The sequence below is a fragment of the Streptomyces sp. NBC_01537 genome, assembly GCF_045040445.1.
In the GTDB taxonomy this organism is placed as follows: domain Bacteria; phylum Actinomycetota; class Actinomycetes; order Streptomycetales; family Streptomycetaceae; genus Actinacidiphila.
The window spans coordinates 6,741,272-6,762,081 of record NZ_CP109392.1 but is presented as its reverse complement, the minus strand read 5'-3'; the positions used below and the strand labels follow the sequence as shown (position 1 = coordinate 6,762,081).

At 69.5% G+C, this 20,810-nt stretch carries 19 protein-coding genes and 1 pseudogene; 9 read left to right on the top strand and 11 right to left on the bottom strand.

Annotation, left to right across the window (positions count from 1 at the left end; genetic code table 11):
* Nucleotides 1-122 precede the first annotated feature (122 nt).
* Complete coding sequence (locus OG607_RS31135) at nucleotides 123-1,142, top strand: LacI family DNA-binding transcriptional regulator (protein ID WP_405737161.1); 1,020 nt, start codon at nucleotides 123-125, stop codon at nucleotides 1,140-1,142.
* Nucleotides 1,143-1,791: 649 nt separating this feature from the next.
* Here OG607_RS31135 and OG607_RS31130 read toward each other — a convergent pair.
* Nucleotides 1,792-2,544: an IclR family transcriptional regulator gene (locus tag OG607_RS31130; RefSeq protein ID WP_405730541.1), complete on the bottom strand. Its 753-nt coding sequence runs from the start codon at nucleotides 2,542-2,544 to the stop codon at nucleotides 1,792-1,794.
* Nucleotides 2,541-4,049 carry an APC family permease gene (locus tag OG607_RS31125; protein WP_405730539.1) on the bottom strand — a complete coding sequence of 503 codons (1,509 nt, stop codon included), beginning with the start codon at nucleotides 4,047-4,049 and terminating at the stop codon, nucleotides 2,541-2,543. The genes OG607_RS31130 and OG607_RS31125 overlap by 4 nt, the downstream gene beginning before the upstream one ends.
* Before the next feature lie 247 nt (nucleotides 4,050-4,296).
* Between OG607_RS31125 and OG607_RS31120 the strand changes: the two genes are divergently transcribed.
* The 6 genes from OG607_RS31120 to OG607_RS31095 all read left to right on the top strand — a co-directional run bounded on the left by OG607_RS31120 (nucleotide 4,297) and on the right by OG607_RS31095 (nucleotide 12,163).
* Entirely contained in the window at nucleotides 4,297-5,739 is a 1,443-nt protein-coding gene (locus tag OG607_RS31120; RefSeq protein ID WP_405730537.1) for an APC family permease, read from the top strand.
* A 23-nt stretch (nucleotides 5,740-5,762) separates the two neighbouring features.
* Nucleotides 5,763-7,694, top strand: coding sequence for a primary-amine oxidase (locus OG607_RS31115; RefSeq protein WP_405730535.1), 1,932 nt, complete (start codon nucleotides 5,763-5,765; stop codon nucleotides 7,692-7,694).
* Nucleotides 7,695-7,699: 5 nt separating this feature from the next.
* Nucleotides 7,700-8,221, top strand: coding sequence for a DUF5134 domain-containing protein (locus OG607_RS31110; RefSeq protein WP_405730533.1), 522 nt, complete (start codon nucleotides 7,700-7,702; stop codon nucleotides 8,219-8,221).
* A gap of 537 nt (nucleotides 8,222-8,758) precedes the next feature.
* A complete protein-coding gene (locus tag OG607_RS31105; protein WP_405730531.1) occupies nucleotides 8,759-9,766 on the top strand; it encodes a glycoside hydrolase family 11 protein in 1,008 nt (335 codons plus the stop codon).
* Nucleotides 9,767-9,799: 33 nt separating this feature from the next.
* Nucleotides 9,800-10,798, top strand: coding sequence for a polysaccharide deacetylase family protein (locus OG607_RS31100; protein WP_405730529.1), 999 nt, complete (start codon nucleotides 9,800-9,802; stop codon nucleotides 10,796-10,798).
* Between the two features lie 264 nt (nucleotides 10,799-11,062).
* Nucleotides 11,063-12,163 (top strand): isochorismatase family protein, encoded by a 1,101-nt coding sequence (locus OG607_RS31095; RefSeq protein WP_405730527.1) that lies wholly within the window; start codon nucleotides 11,063-11,065, stop codon nucleotides 12,161-12,163.
* Between the two features lie 47 nt (nucleotides 12,164-12,210).
* Here OG607_RS31095 and OG607_RS31090 read toward each other — a convergent pair whose 3' ends face one another.
* Nucleotides 12,211-12,351, bottom strand: coding sequence for a hypothetical protein (locus tag OG607_RS31090; protein WP_405730525.1), 141 nt, complete (start codon nucleotides 12,349-12,351; stop codon nucleotides 12,211-12,213).
* A gap of 76 nt (nucleotides 12,352-12,427) precedes the next feature.
* On the opposite strand from OG607_RS31090, the pseudogene OG607_RS31085 reads away from it, so the two are divergent.
* Nucleotides 12,428-12,589: pseudogene (locus OG607_RS31085) on the top strand (transposase); the annotation flags it as partial.
* Between the two features lie 61 nt (nucleotides 12,590-12,650).
* Here the strand turns inward: OG607_RS31085 and OG607_RS31080 are convergent.
* From OG607_RS31080 to OG607_RS31065, 4 genes are all read right to left on the bottom strand, one after another.
* The gene (locus OG607_RS31080) at nucleotides 12,651-13,091 is read right to left on the bottom strand and encodes a CBS domain-containing protein (protein WP_405730523.1); all 441 of its coding nucleotides are present in this window, start codon (nucleotides 13,089-13,091) and stop codon (nucleotides 12,651-12,653) included.
* Between the two features lie 99 nt (nucleotides 13,092-13,190).
* Nucleotides 13,191-13,436: a MoaD/ThiS family protein gene (locus OG607_RS31075; protein WP_405730521.1), complete on the bottom strand. Its 246-nt coding sequence runs from the start codon at nucleotides 13,434-13,436 to the stop codon at nucleotides 13,191-13,193.
* Between the two features lie 25 nt (nucleotides 13,437-13,461).
* The gene (gene moaA, locus OG607_RS31070; protein WP_405730519.1) at nucleotides 13,462-14,478 is read right to left on the bottom strand and encodes a GTP 3',8-cyclase MoaA; all 1,017 of its coding nucleotides are present in this window, start codon (nucleotides 14,476-14,478) and stop codon (nucleotides 13,462-13,464) included.
* Nucleotides 14,475-14,969 (bottom strand): molybdenum cofactor biosynthesis protein MoaE, encoded by a 495-nt coding sequence (locus OG607_RS31065; protein WP_405730517.1) that lies wholly within the window; start codon nucleotides 14,967-14,969, stop codon nucleotides 14,475-14,477. Before OG607_RS31065 ends, moaA begins: the two co-directional genes overlap by 4 nt.
* Nucleotides 14,970-15,266: 297 nt before the next feature.
* Here OG607_RS31065 and OG607_RS31060 point away from each other — a divergent pair, with 297 nt between their 5' ends.
* On the top strand, nucleotides 15,267-16,226 hold the full coding sequence (locus tag OG607_RS31060) for a helix-turn-helix domain-containing protein (RefSeq protein WP_405730515.1): 960 nt from the start codon (nucleotides 15,267-15,269) through the stop codon (nucleotides 16,224-16,226).
* Nucleotides 16,227-16,232: 6 nt separating this feature from the next.
* On the opposite strand, the gene OG607_RS31055 is transcribed toward OG607_RS31060, so the two are convergent.
* The 4 genes from OG607_RS31055 to OG607_RS31040 all read right to left on the bottom strand — a co-directional run bounded on the left by OG607_RS31055 (nucleotide 16,233) and on the right by OG607_RS31040 (nucleotide 20,801).
* The gene (locus OG607_RS31055; protein ID WP_405730513.1) at nucleotides 16,233-17,264 is read right to left on the bottom strand and encodes an NAD(P)/FAD-dependent oxidoreductase; all 1,032 of its coding nucleotides are present in this window, start codon (nucleotides 17,262-17,264) and stop codon (nucleotides 16,233-16,235) included.
* Nucleotides 17,254-17,580 carry a ferredoxin gene (gene fdxA, locus OG607_RS31050; RefSeq protein ID WP_405730511.1) on the bottom strand — a complete coding sequence of 109 codons (327 nt, stop codon included), beginning with the start codon at nucleotides 17,578-17,580 and terminating at the stop codon, nucleotides 17,254-17,256. Before fdxA ends, OG607_RS31055 begins: the two co-directional genes overlap by 11 nt.
* A 3-nt stretch (nucleotides 17,581-17,583) precedes the next feature.
* Nucleotides 17,584-19,728 (bottom strand): molybdopterin-dependent oxidoreductase, encoded by a 2,145-nt coding sequence (locus OG607_RS31045; RefSeq protein WP_405730509.1) that lies wholly within the window; start codon nucleotides 19,726-19,728, stop codon nucleotides 17,584-17,586.
* A 182-nt stretch (nucleotides 19,729-19,910) separates the two neighbouring features.
* A complete protein-coding gene (locus tag OG607_RS31040) occupies nucleotides 19,911-20,801 on the bottom strand; it encodes a S8 family serine peptidase (protein WP_405730507.1) in 891 nt (296 codons plus the stop codon).
* Nucleotides 20,802-20,810 lie beyond the last annotated feature (9 nt).

Below are 20,810 nucleotides of genomic sequence, written 5' to 3'. Positions count from 1 at the left end.
CTGTGGATGCAGTAACGTCGGACCGCGTGACGGACCACGGAACCCCGACCCAGCCCGCGCCCGCCGCCAAACGCAGCCGTAGACGGAGCGGCGGGGTTGCGGGGGACGGCCGCCCGAGCACTATTCGTGATGTCGCCGCCCAGGCGGGCGTGTCGGTGGCAACCGTTTCCCGGGTGCTCGCCGGGAACTACCCGGTGGCGGCCGCGACAAAGGCCCGGGTGATGGCGGCGGTCGAGGCGCTGCACTACGTCGTCAACGTCCATGCCAAGGCGCTGTCCGGGAGCGTCGCGGGCCCGATCGCGCTGGTCATCCAGGACATCACGGGGCCGTCGTTCGCCCATGTCGCGGCCGGTGTGGAGCAGGAGGCCTCCGACCGGGGCCGGCTCAGCCTGGTGTGCGCCACCCATGGCGACCTGGACCGCGAGGACGACCTCGTCCAGCTCATGCGGCAGCAGCACGCGGGTGCGGTCCTCCTGGTCGGCGGCGTCAACCCCGACGAGGAGTACCACCGGCGCATGGCCGACTACGCCAGGGCCCTTGACGCCGTCGGCTCCCGCCTGGTGCTGGTCGGCCGTCCGCCGTTGCCCGCCGGGGTGCCCGTCACCGTCGTCGCGTACGACGACCGGGGCGGCGCGTTCCAGGCCGTCAGCCATCTGGTCGCCGCAGGGCACCGCCGGATCCTTTTCCTCGCCGGCCAGTCCCTGGTGAGCAGCGTCGAAGCCCGCCGCTCCGGCTACCGCGACGCGCTGCGCGCCCACGGCGTCCCCACGGCCGACGAACTCGACGTCCCCGGCGCCTACACCCGCATCTCCGGCTACCAGCGGATCCGCGCCGCCCTCCGGGCGGGCCTCGACTTCACCGCCGTCTTCGCCAGCACCGACATGGTCGCCGTCGGCGCCCTCGCAGCTCTCCGCGAGGCCGGCCTCGACGTCCCCGGCGACATCTCCCTCGTCGGCTTCGACGACGTCCCCTTCGCCGCAGACCTCACCCCCGCCCTCACCACGGTCCGCGTTCCCTTCGAGGACCTCGGCCGCACCGCCGTACGCCTGGCGCTCCAGCGCGAGGACCGGCCCGCCGCCGACGACCACGTCGTCCTCAGCACCCAGCTCGTGATCCGGCAGTCGGTCCGGACGCTGGACTGACCGGCGCAACTGGCCGCTCCTGGAGGCCGATGCGGGCCGACGTCTCACCGGTTGACGGTCTTCTGCTGCTGGGCCGCGCACCGCTCGCCCTTGATCAGGGGCCGCCCACGGACGCGAGGCGGCCAGTTGCGCGACGCGGGCCCGTAGTTGTGCTTACGCGGTGGGCGCCAGCAGGGAGCGGATCACCAGGGCGTTGAGGTTCACCAGCCGCGCGCGGCGGCGGTGCACCGGAGCAGGAGAACACTGGGCCGACTCGCGAGGCCGACTCCCCGGCCCGGCCCACCGGAACCGCTGCAACCGCCTCTGGGTCCCTGCGTTCCCACGAGGTTCCCATCCGGCTCTCGCGGCACCTCATGACAGCCACACGGACCGCGTGAGCTGGGGCCTGCTCCGTCTTCCCAGGTCCGCGCCTCCGGTCGCAGGACGCAACCGCGTTGAACTGCGACAACAGGGTTCACTAGGGCCTGTCCGGGCGATCATGGGCGGACCAGGCGTCGTCTGGCGCGGCGCATCGCAAGGCGCCGGAATGCCCGCAGACTGGTTCGTCTGTGGGCTTTTCGGCAACGCCGCGAGGTGCTGTGCCAGGCGGCGAAGGGACCGTTCATGATCGCCCGGACAGGCCCTAGTCCCGGCGTGAGGAACGGCGGCGTCACGAGAGCAGCGGGGCGAGCCGCGCGGCGTGGTCGTGGAGGAGGGCGATCAGGCCGGAGTTGGGTTCGTCGATGCGGTCGGGCGGACCGCAGAGGGCCAGTCCGGCGACAAGGACGCCGGTCGTGGGGCTGCGTACGGGAACCGCGAGGCAGCCGCGGTCCGGGCGGAGTTCTCCGTGCTGGCGGGCGATCGCGGTATCCGATACCGCTGAGAGTTCACGGTCGAGGCTGGCATGGTCGGTGATGGTGCGCGGGGTGAAACGCCGCAGTTCCCGTGCGTCGGCGCGGTAGGTGGGTGCCTGTTCGGCGAGTAGTAGTTTGCCGAGCGAGGAGACATGCGGATAGCGGGCCAGGAGGGCTTCCTCGGTGGGCGGATGGTCGGGGTCGGGGTCGGTAATGGCGAGGCGGCCGGTGGTGAACGTAGCCAGGTGGACGCCCCAGCGCACTTGGTGGCGAAGTTCGGCGACGACGGCGCGGGCAGCGGTGCACGGCTGTGGCACCTGCGGTACAGAAAGCCGGCCGGCTCGGCGCCCGAGGGCGAAGCCCCGCAGGTCGGGGAGGCGGACGAGGTATTCCTCGGCGACCAGCAGGTTGAGCAGGCGGTAGGTGGTCGCGGGCGGCAGCCCGAGGGCGGCGGAGATCTCCTTGGCGGTCACTCCGGGGCCGGCGGCCACCACCTCCTCCAGCACCGACAGCGCGTTACGCATCGCGTGGGGCTGGCGGCCGGAGGGGGAGCCGGGGTCGGATCTCATCCGCGCCGTTCCGTGGCGATGTCCGGGCCGCCGCCGAGCAGGTCGGCGAAGGAGGTCTCGTCGTACACTCCGATGCCTGCGAGGTGGTCGGGGCGGCGCAGCCGCAGCCACCCGTACCAGACAAGCCCCGCCCCGGTCAGCAGGGCGAACACCACCGCGTACGAGTCCCCTACCACCGACGCGGCGAACGCCGCCAGCGCCGCCACCAGGACGGGCACGACGACCAGCACGGCGGCCACCGGCCCCGGGGTCGACTCGCCGATGCGGCGCAGGAAGAACGGCACTGCCAGGCAGACCAGCAGATACGCGAGGAGGTAGCCGACCGTGGCCGCCTGGAGCAGCAGTCCCAGCGCCTGCTCGGGCCTGACGCCCGCGGCTAGGACCACCAGCGGCACCGCGGTCGTCACCGGCAGCGCCAGCATGACGGCGCCGTACGGGGTGCGGTACGTGCGGTGGGTACGGCGCAGCCCGCGCGGGGCGATGCCTTCGCTGCCCATGGAGAACAGCACCCGCACCAGGGCGTTCGCGGTCGCCAGGGCGCAGGCGAAGAAGGAGGTGGCGATGCCCGCATCGAGCAGCGGCGAGATCCAGGGCAGTTGCTGGGCGGAGGCCAGTACGCCGAGCGGGTCGGCCTGTCCGGCCAGTCCCGTCGGCACGGCCGTGAATCCCAGCACCTGGACGGCGGCCGCGCAGATGAACATCACCCCGGCAGCGCCGGCTGTCCACTGCACCGCGCGGGGGACGGTCCGGAAGGGCCGGCGGGCCTCGACCCCCAAGGCCGCCGCGGACTCGAACCCGACGAACGCCCCGAGCGCGGGCAGCACCCCCGCCGCCACACCGCCGATGCCGGCCCCGCCGCCCCCGTACGCTTCCAAAGCGTGCGTTCCGGCCGGCCACGAGACCCCGCGGCTGAGCAGGACGCCGAAGACCGCCAGGATCAGGGCGATCGACACCCCTTCGACAAGCAGGACCACCCGGGCGGACAGCCGGATGCCCCGGACCGAGAAAAACGCCGCCGCGACACCCAGCAGGACGATCACGGCTGCCACGACCGCCCCCGACGCGGCAGGTGCCCCGACCCTGGCCAGCAACGCCAGAAGGTGCACCGCACTGCCGGTGAGCGCCGCGGAGACCAGCAGTCCGTAGCCGGCCAGGAGCGCGCCGCCGCAGGCGAAGCCGGCGACGGGCCCGAGCCCCTTGGCGGCGAGGCTGTACAGCGAGCCGGCTGCGGCCATCCGCCGGGTGAACTGGCCGATACAAGCGCCGATGAGCAGCGCGACGACGGTCGCGGCCACGAAGGACCAGACCACCCCGGACCCGGCGTTGACCGCCACCATCGCCGGTGTGGTGGCCATCGCCGCAGCGGGAGCCGTGGCCGACACCGACTGGGCGAACACCTGGACCGGTCCGAGATTGCGCCGGTGCAGACCCGGCAGGCGAGGTCCGGGGCGCACGCCGGCCGCCCTGGCGGCAGCCGCTGCGGCCTGCTCCGGATATGTCGTCATGAGCGGCACCGTAAACCGTCTCGCTGACTCCGGACGTATCCGGCATATGACCGGCGTATTTCGGCGAACGAGAATCCCCGCCCGGCGCTTCTCCGCGTGCGGGAAAGGGACCCGAGGCCTTCCCGACACAAGTGGCGAGTGTTTGACGCACGGGTGACCACCCGGCAACGACGGTCGCCCAGTCTTTCGGCAGCCCCACCCCTCCCCTCGTCCCCTGTCCGGATCCTTCACCTTTCCTGGAGGTGCGATGTCCACTGAACGGGCTCCGGCCCTGACCGGCTCCCTCGGCGTCGGCTCGATCGTCTTCATGGTGGTGGCCGCCGCCGCGCCGCTCACCGTCATCAGTGGGGTCGTGCCGCTCGGCATCCTGCTGGGCGACGGCGCCGCCTTCCCCGCCACATTCGTGATCTGCTGCGTCGTCCTGCTGCTCTTCGCGGTCGGGTACAGCGCCATGAGCCGCCATGTGCCGCAGGCCGGTGCCTTCTACGCATACGTACAGGAGGCGCTGGGCCGGACCGCCGGGCAGGGAGCGGCGTATCTGGCCCTGACCACGTACAGCGTGATCCAGCTGGCGGTATACGGCTACCTGGGCGCGGTGACCGACGGGCTGGTGCGCGGTCACGGAGGCCCGGCGCTCCCGTGGTGGCTGTGGGCGGGCGCCGCGGCGGCGGCCGTCGGGGTACTCGGCTACCGGCACATCGAGCTGAGCGGCAAGGTGCTCGGCGTGCTGCTGCTGGGCGAGGTGGGCATTGTCCTCGTACTCGACGCAGTGGTCACCGCTCGCGGCGGCGGCCCGTCGGGTCTGTCGACAGCTTTCCTGCAGCCGGAGCGCATCGGCTCCGGGTCACTGGGCATCGGCATCGTCTTCGCCATCGCCAGCTACCTCGGTTTCGAGGCCACCGCCGTCTTCCGGGACGAGGCCCACGATCCGCAGCGCACGATCCCGCGCGCCACCTATCTGTCGCTGCTGCTGATCGGCGGCTTCTACACCCTGTCCAGCTGGGCGGTGGTGTCGGCCTGGGGAGACGACCAGGCGGTCAAGGCGGCCGGCGCGGACCCGAGCGGCATGCTGATCACCACGATCACCCGCTACCTCGGCACGGCCGCCGGCGATGTCGCCCAGGTCCTGCTGCTGAGCAGCCTGTTCGCCGCCCTGCTCTCCTTCCACAACGTGCTCGCCCGCTACGGCTTCGCGCTGGGCAACTCCGGTGCCCTGCCCCGCATATGTGGCGGCCGCCACGAACGGCACGGCTCCCCCCACGCGGCCTCGCTGCTCCAGTCGGCGAGCGCGGTGATCCTGGTGGCCGTGTGCGCGGCGGCGGGCCTGGATCCGGTCACCCAGGTCTTCGCGTGGATGTCCGGCACCGCGACCCTGGGCGCCCTGCTGCTCATGGGCCTGACCTGCCTCTCGGTCATCGTCTTCTTCCGCCGTACCCGGCTGGACCGCCGCCCGTGGCAGACGCTGCTCGCGCCCGGCCTCGGGCTGCTGGGCCTGTGCCTGTGCCTGTGGCTGGTGGCCACGAACTTTCCGCTGCTCATCGGCGGCTCGACCGCCCTGGCGGTGACCATCGGAGCCCTGCCGCCGACGCTCTTCGCGATCGGTGCGGTGCTGGCCCTCGTACGGAGCCGACGCACCGAACCCGCTACTTCCGCGCAGCCCGTGCCCATGCCCGTAAACGAAGCCGTCTGAACTCCCTCGATACGGAGACCGCCATGAACACGACTACGACCGTGAGTACGACCACGAACACCACTCATCCCCTCGGTCCCGTAACCGAGGACGAGATCCGGCAGGTCAAGGACACCTTGGCAGCGGCCGGACTGCTGACGGAGAGCGTCCGGTTCGCATTCTGCGGCCTGGAGGAGCCGGGCAAGGCCGCCGTGCTGGCCTTCGCTCCGGGTGACCCGGTGGACCGCTGCTTCCGCGTCCTGCTCCTGGACCTGGCGGGCGGCGCCTCCCGCGACGTGATCGTCTCGGCGACCCGCCGCGCCGTGGACCGGGTTACCGTCTTGGACCCGAAGGCCGACGGACAACTGCCGGTCATCGACACCGAGTTCGAGCTGGTCGAGGAGATCGTGCTGGCCAGCGCCGAATGGTGCGACGCACTCAAGCGGCGTGGTCTCGATCCCGCGACGGTGCGCACCGTTCCCCTGTCGGCGGGCGTGTACGACGACTATCCGGACGAAGCGGGCCACCGGATCGTACGGGCCCTGGGCTTCCAGCAACTCCACGACAAGGACCACCCCTGGGCGCACCCGGTGGACGGGCTGGTGGCCTTCGTGGACCTCACCCGCCGCGAGGTGATCCGGATCGTTGACGACCGCGAGCTGCCGGTCCCGGCCGATCCTGGCAACTTCGACGACCCCAAGCAGACGGGCCCGCAGCGCACCACACTCAAGCCGATCGAGATCACCCAGCCCGAAGGCCCCAGTTTCACCCTCGACGGCAACCTGCTGACCTGGCAGAACTGGAGCCTGCGGGTAGGCTTCAACGAACGTGAGGGTCTGACGCTCCATCAACTGTCCTTCGCTGACCGGCCAATCATCTATCGCGCCTCCATCGCCGAGATGGTTGTCCCCTACGCCGACCCCTCCCCCGTGCGCTTCTGGCAGAACTACTTCGACGCCGGCGAGTACATGTTCGCCCGTTACACCAACTCCCTGGAACTGGGCTGCGACTGCCTCGGTGAGATCGCGTACATGGACGCCGTGATCGCCGACGACGCCGGCGACCCGCGCACCATCCGTAACGCCATCTGCATCCACGAGGAGGACTACGGCGTCCTGTGGAAGCACAGCGACATGTTCACCGGGTCGCACGAGACCCGCCGCCAGCGCCGCCTGGTCGTCTCCTTCTTCACCACCATCGGCAACTACGACTACGGCTTCTACTGGTACCTCTACCTCGACGGCACCATCCAGTGCGAGGCCAAGGCGACCGGCGTCGTTTTCACCTCCGCCTACCCCGCCGAGGGCCACGACTTCGCCACTCAGATCGCCCCCGGCCTCGGAGCGCCCTTCCACCAGCATCTGTTCTCAGCCCGCCTGGACATGATGGTCGACGGCCCGCTCAACGCCGTCGACGAGGTCGAGGCCCTGCCGGTTCCGGTCAGCGCCGCCAACCCCTACGGCAACGCCTTCCGCGAATCCCGCACCCGCCTCGCCACCGAGGCACAGGCCCAGCGGCAGGCCGACAACGCCCACGCCCGCGTCTGGCAGGTCGTCAACCCCGGCAAGCGCAACCGGCTCGGCCGCAACACCGGCTACGCCCTCTACCCCGAAGGCCAGCCCACGCTGCTCGCCGACTCCAGCTCCTCCGTCCACGCCCGCGCCGCCTTCGCCACCCGCCACCTGTGGGTCACCGCCTACGACCCGGCCGAGCGTTACCCGGCCGGCGACTTCGTCAACCAACACCCCGGCGGCGCCGGCCTGCCCGCCTGGACCGCCGCCGACCGCGACCTGGACGGCGCCGACATCGTCCTGTGGCACACCTTCGGCCTCACCCACTTCCCCCGCCCCGAGGACTGGCCCGTCATGCCCGTCGACTACGCCGGCTTCACCCTCAAGCCGGTCGGCTTCTTCGACCGCAACCCCACCCTCGACGTCCCGCCCGCCACCAGCGGGCACTGCCACGGTCGAGGCTGACCCGAATGGGCCCTTGGGCCGCCGGGCTGTGCGTGCTCGGCGCCTTCTGCAGCGTGGCGGCTCACCCGCGCCGCCCGCTGCGGACCCACATCCCGCACCTGGTCATGGCGGGCGCCATGCTCGCCATGAACGCCCCGCGGGCCAACCGCCTCGGACCGCTCGGGTGGTCCCTGGTGTTCCTCCTGCTCGCCGGCACCACGCTGCACAGCGCGGCACGCGGGAACCTCCCGGTCCCGTTCCAACTGCGTGCGGCCAACGACGTCACCGGCATGGCATGTCTCGTCATAACCATGCTCACGCCGCACGGGAACGCCGGAACCGGCAACTCCATGCCGGACATGGCGGACGCGCACCACTGGCCCTGGCTGCCTTTCCTGCTCATGGTGTTCTGGACAACCGGCAGGCTCCTCCTCCTCGTACAGCAGATACCACGCACCGGCCCGGCCGACCAGCGATCCCCTCTCCGGCTCCTCGCGTACACGGGCGAGCTGGCCATGGTCGCTTCAATGGGCCTGATGGCAGCCTGACCGTCCGGCGCGCCCGGCCCCGCCACGGGAAACGCCGGGTCTCCCGCAAGGGTGCGCCCGGCGTTTCGCCGTACGCCTTGTGGGTCGAACGCGGGCACCGATTGCCCACCGAGACCCGTGCGCTTCCGGAAAATCTTCGAAAATTTCCATGAGATCGATCTCGAAATAGATCTTGGGAGAGTGGGTTTCAGTGATCATCCCCAACTAGATCGATCAGAGGTGGTTACTTGACCAGGACAAATGTTGCTTCAAGGAAGTCCTCAGCTCAGGAAGTTATCGTAATTATCTCCGGAAACTATTGACAGTTGACGGGGTCAGACCAACACTGTCGCCGTTGGCAGAGCTCAACCACTGTTGATCCGGGTCGCCGGCGTGACCCGGTCCTCCGGTCGCCGAGCGCACGACGACCGGCAAGCCCCGCCGTGTTGCGCGACGCCGAGCGGTCGCCGTCATCGTCTGTTCAGCGACAACCTCGCAGGGTCGTGTCACGCTGCCTGGCCCCCACCGGCCTCCCAAGGACGAGGAGGAAGCACACACATGAAGGACGCACCCGTACACCCGACGAGCCGCAGGCGCAGCCGCTTCGGGCCGCTCAGCCGTTTCAGGCTGCTCATCAGCAGTGCCTGCACCACCGTGCTGGTCGCTGTGGCCGCGCTGGCCCTGCCCGGCACCGCCAGTGCCGACACGGTCATCACCTCGAACCAAACCGGCACCAACAACGGCTACTACTACTCGTTCTGGACCGACGGTGGCGGGTCGGTCTCCATGAACCTGGGCTCCGGTGGCAACTACAGCACCTCATGGAGCAACACCGGGAACTTCGTTCTCGGCAAGGGCTGGAGCACCGGCGGACGCCGGAGTGTGACCTACTCGGGCACCTTCAACCCGTCCGGCAACGCCTACCTGGCTCTCTACGGGTGGACGACCAACCCGCTCGTGGAGTACTACATCGTCGACAACTGGGGCACTTACCGGCCCACGGGGACGTACATGGGCGCCGTCACCAGCGACGGCGGTACGTACGACATCTACAAGACGACGCGGTACAACGCCCCCTCCATCGAGGGCACTCGCACCTTCGACCAGTACTGGAGCGTCCGGCAGTCGAAGAGGACCGGCGGAACCATTACCACCGGCAACCACTTCGACGCCTGGGCCAGGGCCGGAATGAACCTGGGCACGTTCAACTACATGATCCTCGCGACCGAGGGATACCAGAGCACCGGGAACTCCAACATAACCGTGGGGGACGCCGGTTCGGGCGGCGGCAGTGGCGGTAGCGGCTGCACCGCGACTCTGTCCGCGGGCCAGCAGTGGAGCGACCGGTACAACCTCAACGTCTCGGTCAGCGGCTCCAGCAACTGGACCGTCACGATGAACGTGCCGTCCCCGGCGAAGATCCTCTCCACCTGGAACATCAGCGCCGCCTATCCCAGTGCGCAAGTGCTGACCGCCAAACCCAACGGCAACGGCAACGACTGGGGTGCCACCATCCAGACGAACGGCAACTGGACCTGGCCGACGGTCTCCTGCAGCACGACCTGACCCCCGCACCCCACCCAGGCTGGAGGAGCCCGCATGAGAACCGGAACACGTCTCTCGATACGCCCCCCGCACCCCTTACGGCCGCTGCTCGCGAAACTGGCCGTCGTCGCGATGGCCGCCACGAGCACCCTCACCGTCAACACCGTCGACGCCGCCCCGGCGCAGGCCGCCACCTGCAACGGGTACGTCGGGCTCACCTTCGACGACGGTCCGTCCACCAACACAACGGCTCTGCTCAACGCGCTCACGCAGAACGGGCTGCGGGCCACGATGTTCAACCAGGGCCAGTACGCCGCCGCCAACCCGTCCCTGGTCAGCGCCCAGGTGAACGCCGGCATGTGGGTCGGCAACCACAGCTTCACCCACCCGCATCTGACCCAGCTCGGTCAGTCGCAGATCGACTCGGAGATCTCCCGGACCCAGCAGGCCATAGCCAACGCGGGCGGCGGCACCCCGGTGCTGTTCCGCCCGCCGTATGGCGAGACCAACTCGACGGTGAAGGCGGTCGAGGCCAAGTACGGTCTGACCGAGATCATCTGGGACGTCGACTCGCAGGACTGGAACGGCGCGAGTACCGACGCGATCGTGCAGGCCGCCTCCCGGCTCACCAGCGGCCAGGTCATCCTCATGCACGACTGGTCCGCCAACACGCTCGCCGCGATTCCACGCATCGCGCAGGGCCTGGCCGGTCGCGGCCTGTGCACCGGCAAGATCTCCTCACAGACCGGCCGCGCCGTGGCCCCCGACGACAGCGGTGGCGGCACCGGCAGTTGCACCGCGACCCTGTCCGCGGGCCAGCAGTGGAGCGACCGGTACAACCTCAACGTCTCGGTCACCGGTTCCAGCAGCTGGACGGTCACGATGAACGTCCCCTCCCCCGAGAAGATCACCGCCACCTGGAACATCAGCGCCAGCTATCCCAGCGCCCAGGTACTGACCGCCAAACCCAACGGCAGCGGCAACAACTTCGGCGTCACCATCCAGCACAACGGCAACTGGACCTGGCCGACGGCCTCCTGCAGCACGAGCTGACCCCCGAGCACCCGGAAACACCGCGCCTGTGGCGCGGTGGCCCATGGCCGCCGCGCCACTACGCCGTTCCCACCTGTAGAGGCACCCACGCGCACGGTCGTCGTCGACCGGGGTTGTGCGGCCGGGCAGGGCGGTAGGGGTGACCGACAAGGGCGGGCACCGAGGGATGGGGGCACCGGTGAACCCTGTGCGCTACCGGGACAGGGCAGGCGGAGGCGTCGGCTCCGTGACCAGTGGGAACGCCGCTCGTGCGGCGACGGCGCCATGTTCGAGAGGCTCTACGACTGGACAGCCTTCGCCGTCGGCGTCAAGGACCAGGACCCGGCCGACACTTTCACCCACTGGCTTGTGCTGCGTCGCTCACCGCACCCCAACCGGCGCGGCAAGAACGGCGAACTCCACTGCGAGGTCGCCTATTTCCTCGTCCACGCACCCGAAGACACCACGGTCTGCGAGATCATCGCGCGGGCCGGCGGCCGCTGGCAGATCGAGGAGGACAGACCGAGCCCGACGATCACGTCAGCAGCGTCCGCGGCCAGCGTCGACAGGTCGTACTCGCCGTCGGACTTCCCCGACCTGCCGGTGTCCCGGTGGTCACAACGCACCACGAAGTACCCGTCCGCGGCGATCAGCCGGCACAGCTCGTCGGGCGACACGATGCCCGGCGCCGTGCCGCCCATCACCAGCAGCACCGCCGGATCGCGGCGGCTGCCGAACGTCTCCGTCCACAGTCGCAGACCGTCCTGCGTCGCGATTGGCCTCTCCATCGGGTTCCGTCTTTCCCTTGGTAGGGTGTGGTGGACCGCTGATCATCCGTCCTGGGGGAACAGAATGATCCGCGCACGCACGGCACTTGTCCTGGTTGATCTGCAACGGTGGATCGTCGACATGCCGTGGCAGCCGGTCGGCGGCGATGTCGTGATCGACGCCTGCGGAAAGCTGCGCGAGCACTTCGCGAGCACCGGCTTCTCGACCGTCGTCCTCGTCCGGTACGTACGAGCTGACGGCGCCGACGGCGGCATCGACGCCGCCCCCAACCAGTTGGTCGCCGGTCTTGAACCGCGTACCGGCGAACACCTGGTGACCAAGCACGGCCTCGACGCCTTCGAGGGCACCGACCTCCACGACCGCCTGCGCCGCGAAGGTGTCACCCAGGTCGTGGTCGCCGGTCTGTCCACCGCGCACGGTGTCGCGGCCACTGCCGCGACGGCGCTGCGGCTGGGCTACGAAGTGGTCGTCGTCTCCGACGCCACCGCCAGCGTGGACGAGGCGCAGCACCGCGAGGCGCTCGACCGGCTCACCGCGCTCGGCGCGCGCACCGGCCTGGTCTCGGACCTCGTGGCCGCGAAGGTCAGCGGGAACTGACCTCGCGGCCCGGCAGGTCACCGCAGGTCAGCCTCAAGCCGACCGGTTCACTGGCAGCTGACCGCCGTGGGCTTGACCACGTACACGATGCGGTGAGCTACGTCCGGAGGCGGGCCGTCCAGCTTCATGCCGTACCGCTGCGCGAGCTGCGCGAAGAACTCGCCGGACGAGTCGTCGTCGATCCGCACCACCTCGCCGGGGACTGTCCTAAAGATTGTGTATGCCCCGGTGTGACCCGGATGGCATGAGACGTGGTCTCTGCCGGGAAGGATCTCTGGGCTGGTCAAACTGGTCCTGGAAGGCGCCCTGGAGGCCGAGATGACCGAGCATCTCGGCTACGAGAAAGGCGATGCGGCCGGCGCGGGATCAGGTAACTCCCGCAACGGCACCTCCCGTAAGACGGTGCTGACCGACGTGGGGCCGGTCACTCACGGACGGTGGCCGACGGTTACCGGGAACAGCTCATTGGAGACGAAGAGTGCGCTCGTTACCTTTCGTCAGCGCGGGCGCGGATCCCTTCATTCGAACAGTATCCGGTTCCGTCTCGCTTCAGGCATAGCAGCCCCAGCAGTCGACCGAAATCATCGACCACCGCCAGCCGACGTCGCGCCTCGAATCTCATCGCTGTTGCAGCAGCATCAAGTGGGTACGACGCCCGCACCGTTCTGCCGACGAGAGTTCCGAAATCCGTGACGGCCGCGGAATCGGAGGCGGCTTCGGGGATGTCCGGTCGCTCGATCGTCGTTATGAGCCGTCCGTCCGAGTTGACGACCAGGGCCATATGGACGTGATCGTCGCTGAAAAGAGCTCGGAGGTCGTCCACCCTGGAGAGCGGTCCCAAGGTCTTGGGACAGGTGACCATGACATCCGCAACACGATTCCGCACAGCGGATCCATAGGTCATGAATCTGCCCGTGCCGCTGCTCATTACAGGTACCTGTCTTTCATCTTCGATTCCTCACCTCACGGTATTGGCGCCGTCAGCGCGGGCGCGGAAACCGTCGGCGGAGAGCAGGACCACGTATGATCATCCGCCGCTGATCGGTGGCAGCACGGCGATCTCGTCGCCGGCCTCGCATGGGGCGCCGTGCATCTCGTCGTACAGCATCTCCCCATTGAGCCACACCCGTGAGTTCGCCAGCACGTGGGCGAACCCGCCGCCGTAGCGTCGGCGTGCCTCGTCGAGCACCTCGCCGAGCGTGCTGCCGGGAATCACGTCGCGCGCTCGGCCTGCCGCTTCCCGCGCGGCGGCGAACAACAGCATTGTGGGCATGAGCCAATCTCCCCTTCGTTCCAGGTCACCCGCCGATGTAAGACATCTCCACCCGATCGCCGCGTGATGGTGTGCGGCGTCCGCGCAACTCCGAATAGCGGTCCTCCCGGGCGCCCCAGAGTGCGCGGATGGCGGAGCGCAGTTCCTCGTCGGAGGCGCCCGCTCGCAGCAACGCCCGCAGGTCGGTCCCGCCGGAGGAGAACAGGCAGGTGTGCACCTTCCCTTCGGCGGACAGCCGGGCTCGCGTGCAGTCCCCGCAGAACGGCCGCGTCACCGAGCCGATGACACCGATCTCCCCGGCGCCGTCCCGGAAGCGGTAGCGGGTGGCCACCTCGCCGACGTCGGTCGCACCGAGCGGTTCGAGCGGGTAACGGTCGTCGATCAGGCGCACGATCTCGGCGGCGGGCAGCACCTCGCCGAGCTGCCACTCGTTCGTGGCTCCTACGTCCATATACTCGATGAAGCGCAGGATGTGGCCGCTGCCCCGGAATCGCTCGACCATCGGCAGCACGCACCCGTCGTTGACTCCTCGCTTCACCACCATGTTCACCTTGACGGGGGTGAGGCCGGCGCGTGTGGCGGCGTCGATCCCGTCGAGGACCCGGCGCACCGGAACCGCGGTGTCGGCGAGTGCCCGGAACACGGCGTCGTCGAGCGCGTCCAGGCTCACCGTCACCCGGCGCAGCCCGGCCTCCGCGAGGCGTTTCGCGAATGCCGGCAGCAGCAGCCCGTTGGTCGTCATCGCGAGATCGAGCCCGGGTACCGCGGCGAGCAGCGCCACGAGGTCCACGACGCCGCGTCGCAGCAGCGGCTCGCCCCCGGTGAGCCGGATCTTGCGCACGCCGAGGGAGGCGAACACCCGTGCCAGGCGCGCGATCTCGTCGAAGGTCAGCAGGTCGGCGGGGTCGAGGTAATGGTGCCCCGGGCCGAAATGCTCGCGCGGCATGCAGTACCGGCATCGGAGGTTGCACCGGTCGGTGATGGAGATCCGCAGGTCGCGAAGGTGACGGTACCGGCGGTCGGCGACGGGCGTCATCATCATGCCGCCGGTTCCGGGTTCCGGGCGAGGCACCAGCGGTGCGCCGCGGCGGTGACGTCGTCGATCTGGTTCCCGGTCGCCACCCAGCCGCTCGTGCCGTCCCCGCCGTATTCGCGTTTCCATACCGGAAGGGAGTCCTTGAGGACGTCGATGCAGAAGCGGGCCACGGTGAACGCCTCGCCGCGGTGGGGTGCGGAGACCACGACCAGGACGCTCGCCTCGGTGACCGGCACCGGCCCGATGCGGTGGAACAACGCCACACGCCCGAGGGCGGGCCACCGGTCCCGGGCGGCTTGGGCGATCTGGCGGAGTCGCGGCTCCACGTGCCGGTCGAACGCCTCGTAGTCGATCCCGACGATCCCGGTGTGGTGCCCCGCGAGGTCGTCGTTGTTGTCGCGCACCGTGCCGGTGAAGGTGACGACCGCGCCGCAGTGCGGCACGGTCGCCCACTCGATCGCCTCGGCGACCGGGACGCGGTCCCGGGTCAGGGCCACTCGGACGTCCTCGACCGATTCTTCCGGACAGCGGATCTGATCATTCACGACGGCTATCACGATGCGTTCCCTCGGGTTCTGGATCGGCACTGGCGTTCATCTTCACCGGTCTCGGCCACCCGCACAGGACTCCGCGCGACAGGCTTTTGACCAGCGGCGACGGGAACGCGTAGGTGAAGCGGGATTTTCCGGCTGTTTACATTGCGACAACGATCCGCCTATGGACAGGGCCGAGTATTTCGCCGAGGAGGATTCCTCCGACGCCGGGTGGACACAGAACACGATCGAGGTAGGGCCATGACAGCGGCGGGGTCGAACGAGGAGAACACCAGCAGACGTGAGGTCTGGCGGGACCTGCTTCGGGACCATTTCGTCAGCCTCGACGTGGACGTCGAACGGGACTGCGGCATGTTCGACGGTGCCGTACGCAGCGACTTCCTCGGCCACCTCCGGGTATCGGGGGTTCGCTCGGTGGACCAGGACATCATCCGCACAAAGGAACTGCTGCGGCGCGACCGCGATCGCTACCTCCAGGTCTGCCTGGTCCGCCGGGGTGAGGCGCGTGCCGCGCAGGACGGGCACGACGCGACGCTTCGGCCCGGCGACTTCGTCATCTACGAGACAGAACGGCCCTTCCACTGGTGGCTTCGTTCGGGCGTCTCCTCCCCCTACTGGGACTGCGCCGTCTTCACCTGGCCCCGCGACACGATCCAGCTCAGCGACAGCGAGTCGGCCTCGCTCACCTGCCGGGCTCTGGACGGCGGCAGCGGCATCACCGGGGTGCTGAGCAGGATGCTGACCGACCTGCTCGTCGCGAAACCGACCGTCAGCGAGGGCGGCGCCGTCCGGATCGCCGATGAGATCGGCGACCTGGTGGCGACCATCGCGACCGAGGCACATGGGCCCGGCGCCGGCATCGACCGGCACGCAGGCCTGCTGCGGCGGATCGACACCTACATCGAAGAGCATCTCGGCGATCCGGAACTGTCCCCGGAACGCGTCGCGCAGGCGCACTTCGTGTCAACGCGCCAGCTCCAGCGGATGTTCGCCCGCCGGGGACAGACGGTGTCCCAAGTGATCCGGCGCCAGCGACTGGAGCGGTGCCGACGTGACCTGCTGACCCGCCGGGGAGGCGAAGCCAAACTCACCGAGATCTGCGTCCGCTGGGGGTTCACCGATCTCGCCGTGTTCAGCCGGGCGTTCCGCGAGGTCTACGGCACGTCGCCCACCGCCTACCGCGCTCATGCCCGGGCGTAAGGGCTGTCACTGGCCAGCTGCGCCATCGCTGGAGTGCCCCGGCACCGTGCCCAGCGCGGGATCGATCATGGGGACGAGGTTGTTCACCGCGAGTGCGGCCTCGCCGAAACCGACTGAGATCAGCGCGACCTTGGCGTCGTAGTCGGCGATGTCGCCTGCGGCGTACACGCGCGGCCGGCTCGTGCGCATGCTCCGGTCGACCGCGATGTGCCGCCCCCGCATCTCAAGCCCCCACCTGGCGAGCGGGCCGAGGTTCGCGGCGAAGCCGAGCGCGGCCACCACCGCGTCCGCCCGCAGGCTCTCGGTCGCCCCGGTCTCGAGGTCGCGCAACTCCACCTGTTCGACGCGGGTGTCGCCGCTGATCCGGTGCACCTCGTGCGGAGTGTACAGCCGCACGGACGAGGCGCGCAGCAGCCGGACGCTGTGCTCGTGCGCGCGGAACCGGGGCCGGCGGTGGACGAGCGAGACCGTGCGGGCGAGCGGTTCGAGCGCCAGCGCCCAGTCCACCGCTGAGTCCCCGCCACCGACGACCACCACATCGGCGCCGGTGAGTTCGGCCGGCTTCGGTACGAAGTAGCGCAGGCCACGGTTCTCGTACTCGGAGCCTGTAGGCAGCGGGCGCGGCGTGAAGCTGCCGATCCCGCCGGTGACCAGCACTGCTTTCGCCGTTACCACCGTGCCCCGGTGGGTGGTGACGGCGATGCCGCCCGCCGTGTCCTCAAGGGTCTGCGCGGTGTGCCCGAGCAGGTACCGGGGCTTCGCCTGCGACGCCTGCTCGACCAGGGCGTCGACGAGGTCCTGCGCCTTCACGGCGGGGAATCCGGCGACGTCGTAGACCTTCTTCTCGGGATACAGCGCCGCCATCTGGCCACCGGGCCGGCCGAGAGCGTCGATGACCGTGACCGACATGCCCCGGAACCCGGCGTAGTAGGCCGCGTAGAGACCAACCGGCCCGGCGCCGACGATCAGCAGGTCGCTGTCGTACGCGTCGCCGGCGTACGTGTCCGCACCGGAACCGGTCTTGTGCTCAGCCCTCACCGGTGCCACGCCTTTCCCGCAGCAGGGGGTGGTCCACGCCGACCGGGCCGCGCGAGGACGCACCACCGGCCGCATCCTCGTGCTCTTCGAAGAACTCGACAGCGGCCGCGGTGAACGGGGCCAGGTCCACGGGGATCCGGTGTTCCCAGTGGATCGCGTCGCTCGGGCAGGCGGGCATGCACTTCCCGCAGTCGACGCATTCGTCGGGGTGGATGTACATCATCCGGTCCCCCTGGTAGATGCAGTCCACCGGGCATTCCTCGACGCAGGCCTGGTCGAGGATGTCCACGCAGGCGTCGGTCACGACGTAAGCCATGGGTCAGGCCTTCTCTATCTGGACGAGTGTGTCGGAGAACGTGGGCGCGTTGCCCAGGTCGGCGAAGGCGGTGGGATTCAGGGACGCCATCGTGGACAGCGACTTCGTGTGCATGCGCCAGCCGCCGTACGCCGACACGGCGACGCCCGCCAGGACGGACTTGTCCGCCTTCGCCTTCACCACGAACGAGCCGCGGTCGTTGAACACCCGCACGTCGTCGCCGGTGGCGATGCCGCGCTCGGCGGCGTCGTCGGGGTGGATGAGGACGGTGGGCTCCCCTTGCACGCGCCGGTGCAGCGGCAGGTTGGCGCTGCTGGAGTTCAGGTAGGCGTGCGCCTTCGGGGTGATGAGGCTGAGCGGGTGCCGTTCGGCCAGTTCGGGATTGGTGCGCGCCGACTCGCGAGGCGGTACGTAGTGCGGCAGCGGATCGACCGGGGTGCCCGGCTGGTGGTCGTTGGAGCCCTGCCGGAACAGCGGCACCACGAAGTTCCCGACGGCTTCCGCGATGGAGGACTTGAGCTCCACCTTGCCGGACGGGGTGGGGAAGTCGCCCTCCGCGTACGGTGCGTACTGGTCGGCGGGCGGCACGCTCAGCCGCTGCCAGCCCTTCTCCTTCAGCGACTCGACGGTGATGCCCTGCATGGCGGGCGCCGACCAGTCGAACGCCTCGGCGATCATCTCGTCGTCCGTACGCCGGAACACCGGCTCGGTGAAGCCCATCCGTGCCGCCAGCCGCCGGAACATCTCCGTGTTGGGCACCGCTTCGCCGAGCGGCTCGATCGAGCGGTGGTTGTAAGTGACGTAGAGGTGGCCCCAGGAGAACATGATGTCGTCCTGCTCCAGCTGGGTGGTGGCGGGCAGCACGATGTCGGCGAACTGGGCAGTGTCGGTCATGAACTGCTCACTGACGACGGTGAACAGGTCCTCCCGCATCAGGCCCTCGATCAGCTTGTCCTGATCGGGGCAGACGACCACGGGGTTGGAGTTGTAGACCATCAGCGACTTGATCGGCGGGTCCAGTTCGAGGCCACCCGTGAGCGCCTGCCCCAGCAGATACTGGTTCACGATCCGCTTGCCGGGCTGGAGCATGTCCGGACGCATCATCGCGCCCCAGTTGACCGGGAACGCCCACAACGGCAGCTGCAGAATCCCGCCACCGGGGTTGCGCCACGCACCGACCAGCGCGGGCAGACAGGCCAGCGTCCGCACCGCTTGGCCACCGCCGGCATGCCGCTCCACCGCCACCCCGATACGGATCACCGACGGCTGCGCGGAGGCGTAGCCACGGGCGAGCCGGCGGATGTCCTCGGCGGGGATCCCGGTCTCCTCCGCTGCCCATTCGGGGGTGTACTGCTGCACCCGGTCGACCAGTTCCCCGTAACCCACCGTGTAGCGGGCGATGTAGTCGTCGTCGGTCAGGCCCTCGTTGATGATCACGTGCATCATCGCCAGCGCCAGCGCGCCGTCGGTGCCCGGCCGGATCGGGATGTGCCAGTCTGCGGCCCTCGCGGTACGGGTCTTCACCGGGTCCACCACGACCACGGTGGCGCCCCGCTTACGGGCTTCGGCGATGAACGGCCACAGGTGCAGGTTGGTGCTCATCACGTTGCAGGCCCAGATCAGGATGAACTTCGAGTGGACCAGGCTCTCCGGATCCACTCCGGCGCAGTCGCCGATCGTCATCGTGTAGGCCGTGCACGCACCGGAGTCGCAGTAGGTGCGCTCGGCGACAGTGGCGCCAAGCCTGGCGAAGAACGGATCGCCGACGTTGAGCCCATTCAGGATTCCCTGAGTGCCCAGGTAGCTGCACGGCATGATGGCCTCGGGCCCGAACTCCGCGGAGATCGCCCGGAACCGGTCCGCGATCTCGCCCAGCGCCTGATCCCAGGTGATCCGCTCGAACCGACCGCTGCCCTTCGGCCCCGTACGCCGCATCGGGTACAGCACACGGTCCGGGCTGTACACCCGGTCCAGGTAGTTGTCGACCTTCACACACAAGCCACCGCGAGTGTACGGATGCTCCCGGTCACCGGTCACGCTCACGGCCTTGCCGTCCGTGACGGTGATCCTCATCGCGCAGGTATCGGGGCAGTCGTGCGGACACGCACCCCGCACCTCGACAGTACCGGTCGCTGCTGTTGCGCTCATCTGTCTTCCCCTCGGATCGCGTCTGTCTCGATCGTCGAAGTTCCGGCAGCCGGCGGGTAGGCAACAGGCGACAGGCTCTTGACCAAGCGCGACAGACCCGGGTCACGCGTCTGTGCGCCGACGGTCCGTCCGCGGGCGGCGTCGCCACGCCTGGCCCGGGCCGTGGTTCCCGAGGTGTCCAGTCACCGGCCTGACGAAACCGAGACCGTCCTCGTCGCCTTCGTCGCGCCCCCGTCGTTCCCGGCCGCGGCCACGACGAGAGTGGCGGGGTGCCGCATCGTAAGGGCCTCGATCGCGGCCTCGATGGCGATCGGCCCGGTTGTCTCGTCGCTTGAGCAGACAAGGGACAGGTTGACCAGATCCGGCGCGTCCTGGGCGTCCGCAAGGCGGAAGAGTGCCTCGGCGACGGAGAAATCAGTGCCTACGCCGTCGCTGTCCAGCACCTTGATCGCCTGCACATGGCAGGAGGGAGCGATTTGCCGGACGATACCGGCCACGAAGGTTCCGTGTCCCGCAGCTTCGTCGAGGAATCCGTCAGGGGCGGGAACGGCGTCCAGCAGGTCGCAGTTGCCGTCCGCCGTGTGGTCGACCTCAATACCGTCGAGCCATCCGTGCGACGCTCCGACCGATTCGGGAGCAATGCCCGTGTCGATCACGGCCACCCGTACACCGGCGCCCCGAGGGTCATCGACCGGCCGGTCGCCGGGCATGGCTGTCGTGGGGAGCGCCAGGCCCAGCCCGCTCCCGCCCTTGCCGACGGCGGCGACTGCGGTGACGTAGTTGGGGGCGGCGCTGACGCCCAGGCCACGGAGCGCATCGCAGGCACCGAGGATCTCGGCCATACCTGCCGTCGGGCGCATCAGCCGGACGACCGACCCCGCGGTCCCGATGTGGGTGAACCCGCGCCTGCGCAGGAGGCGGGCAGCCTCCTCACGGCCCTCTCCGGCGACCAGCAGTTCGCCTGCGGCGGCAAGCCCGTTCGTGTCGGGGTCTGTCCGGTGGAGTGCCACGCGTGTGGCGCTGCGACCGGACTCGTCCGCGAACAGCGCGCGCCGAGCGAGCAGGCCGCCCACAACATGCTC